The sequence below is a fragment of the Pseudonocardia nigra genome (assembly GCF_019396355.1).
Lineage (GTDB): Bacteria > Actinomycetota > Actinomycetes > Mycobacteriales > Pseudonocardiaceae > Pseudonocardia > Pseudonocardia nigra.
In genome coordinates this window covers 1-2593 of record NZ_JAHKRK010000396.1, presented here as the reverse complement: position 1 = coordinate 2593, position 2593 = coordinate 1, and the positions used below count along the sequence as shown (strand labels likewise).

Sequence of the window (2593 nt, the reverse complement as noted above, 5' to 3'; positions counted from 1 at the left end):
GACGAGGCGCGGGTACAGGTCCAGGATCTCGGTCATGACCGGAGGATGCGACGCGGGCAGGGCAGTTCCGGTTCGTCCGTCGTGGACGAACCGGAACTGCCCTGCTCAGTCGCGCGGAGCGCGGGGTCCGTAACCTGGACGCTGTGACCTTGCGCCTGTTCGACACCGCCACAAGGAAGCAGCGGGACTTCGTCCCGGTGCGGGCCGGGGCAGCGTCGATGTACGTCTGTGGCGCCACCGTGCAGGGCCTGCCGCACATCGGCCACGTCCGGTCCGGGCTCAACTACGACGTCCTGCGCCGCTGGCTCGCCCATGACGGGCTCGACGTCACGCTCGTGCGCAACGTCACCGACATCGACGACAAGATCCTCCGCAAGGCCGCCGACGCGGGCAGGCCGTGGTGGGAGTGGGCCGCCACCCACGAGCGGGCGTTCCAGGCCGCCTACGACGCGCTGGGCTGCCTGCCGCCGTCGATCGAGCCGCGCGCCACCGGGCACGTGCCGCAGATGGTCGAGCTGATGGAGCGGCTCGTCGAGCGCGGCCACGCCTACGAGGCGGGCGGCGATGTCTACTTCTCGGTGCGCTCGTTCCCGCCCTACGGCGAGCTCTCGCACCAGAAGGTCGACGACGTCGCCCAGGGCGAGGGCGAGAGCGGCTGCAAGCGCGACCCGCTCGACTTCACGCTGTGGAAGGCGGCCAAGCCGGGCGAGCCGTCGTGGCCCACGCCGTGGGACCGTGGCCGTCCCGGCTGGCACCTGGAGTGCTCGGCGATGGCCACCGCCTACCTCGGTCCGCAGTTCGACATCCACGGCGGCGGGCTCGACCTGGTCTTCCCGCACCACGAGAACGAGCGCGCGCAGTCCAATGCGGCAGGCGACCCGTTCGCGAACTACTGGCTGCACAACGCCTGGGTCACCATGGGCGGCGAGAAGATGTCCAAGTCCCTGGGCAACACGCTGTCCATCGACGCGCTGCTGGGCCGGGTCCGCGGCGTCGAGCTGCGCTACTACCTGGTGGGCCCGCACTACCGGTCGGCGATCGAGTACTCCGACGCCGCGCTGGAGGAGTCGGTGGCCGCGTACCGGCGCATCGAGTCGTTCGTGCACCGCGTGCGCGAGCGGATCGGCACCCCGGAGCCCGGCGTAGCGTGCGCCGACTTCGTAGCCGCCATGGACGACGACCTCGGCACCCCCGGCGCGTTGGCCGCGATCCACGGCACCGTCCGCGAGGGCAACATCGCACTCGAGGCCGGTGACCGCGCGGCGGCGTCCGGCGCCGCGGCGTCGGTGCGCGCCATGACCGGCGTCCTCGGGCTCGACCCGCTCGACCCGCGGTGGATCGCCGGCGACGGCGCCTCCGACGCCGCCACGGGCGCGCTCACCGTGCTCGTGGACGACCTGCTCGCCCAACGCCAGGAGGCCCGCTCCCGGCGAGACTTCGCGGCGGCCGACGAGGTGCGCGACCGCCTCACCGCCGCCGGGGTGTCCGTGGAGGACAGCCCTGATGGCCCCACCTGGTCGCTGAAGGACGTGTAGTCGATATGGCAGGCAACTCCAAGCGTCGCGGCGCGATGCGCAAAGAGGGCACGAAGAAGGGCATGGTCGTCGGCTCCGGCGGCCAGCGGCGGAGAGGGCTGCAGGGCAAGGGCCCCACGCCACCCGCCGAGATGCGGCCCGGGCACCCGGCCGCCCGCAAGGCGGCGCGGGCGGCAAAGGCGGGCGGCAAGGGAGGCGCCCGCCCGGGCGTCGCGGGGAACCGCCGCAAGCCGGGCGACGGCGAGACGCCGGAGACCGTGCTGGGCCGCAACCCCGTCGTCGAGTGCCTGCGGGCCGGCGTGCCCGCCACCGCGCTGCACGTCGCGATCGGCACCACCACCGACGAGCGCGTGGCCGAGGCGGTGCACCTGGCCGCCGACGCCGGCATCTCCATCCTCGAAGTGCCCCGCAACGACCTGGACCGGATCGCCGGCGGCGCGCTACACCAGGGCCTGGCCCTGCAGGTCCCGCCGTATGCGTACGCCCACCCCGACGAGCTGCTCGAGGCGGCCGTCGACTCCGGCGGCCCCGGGCTGATCGTCGCGCTCGACGGCGTCACCGACCCGCGCAACCTCGGTGCGATCGTCCGATCGGTGGGCGCCTTCGGCGGCCACGGCGTGGTGATTCCGCAGCGCCGGGCCGCCGGCATGACGGCGGTGGCGTGGCGCACGTCCGCGGGCACCGCGGCGAGGGTGCCGGTGGCACGCGCCACGAACCTCACGCGGACGCTGCGGGAGTACGCCACCGCCGGCTTCATGATCGCTGGGATGGACGCCGAGGGCTCGGTGTCTCTGGACGACTTCGAGCTGGCCAACGACCCGCTCGTGCTGGTGATCGGCTCCGAGGGCAAGGGCCTGAGCCGGCTGGTGAAGCAGACGTGCGACGTCACCGTCTCGGTCCCGATCGCGAACGCGGTGGAGTCGCTGAACGCGTCGGTGGCGGCGGGCGTGGTGCTGGCCGAGGTGGCCCGTCAGCGCCGTCGCCGCTGAGCCGGCCCCCAAGTGGCAGGAAAGCCACGTTCCTGACGTTCAGCGTCGGGAACGTGGCTTTCCTGACGT

2 protein-coding genes are annotated in these 2593 nt (G+C 73.2%); both read left to right on the top strand.

What is annotated here, in order from left to right; genetic code table 11:
• Positions 1-143 precede the first annotated feature (143 nt).
• Positions 144-1535 (top strand): cysteine--tRNA ligase, encoded by a 1392-nt coding sequence (cysS, locus tag KME75_RS40840; protein ID WP_219420354.1) that lies wholly within the window; start codon positions 144-146, stop codon positions 1533-1535.
• Between the two features lie 5 nt (positions 1536-1540).
• Positions 1541-2524 carry a 23S rRNA (guanosine(2251)-2'-O)-methyltransferase RlmB gene (gene rlmB, locus KME75_RS40835; protein ID WP_219420353.1) on the top strand — a complete coding sequence of 328 codons (984 nt, stop codon included), beginning with the start codon at positions 1541-1543 and terminating at the stop codon, positions 2522-2524.
• The last annotated feature ends 69 nt before the right edge of the window (positions 2525-2593 follow it).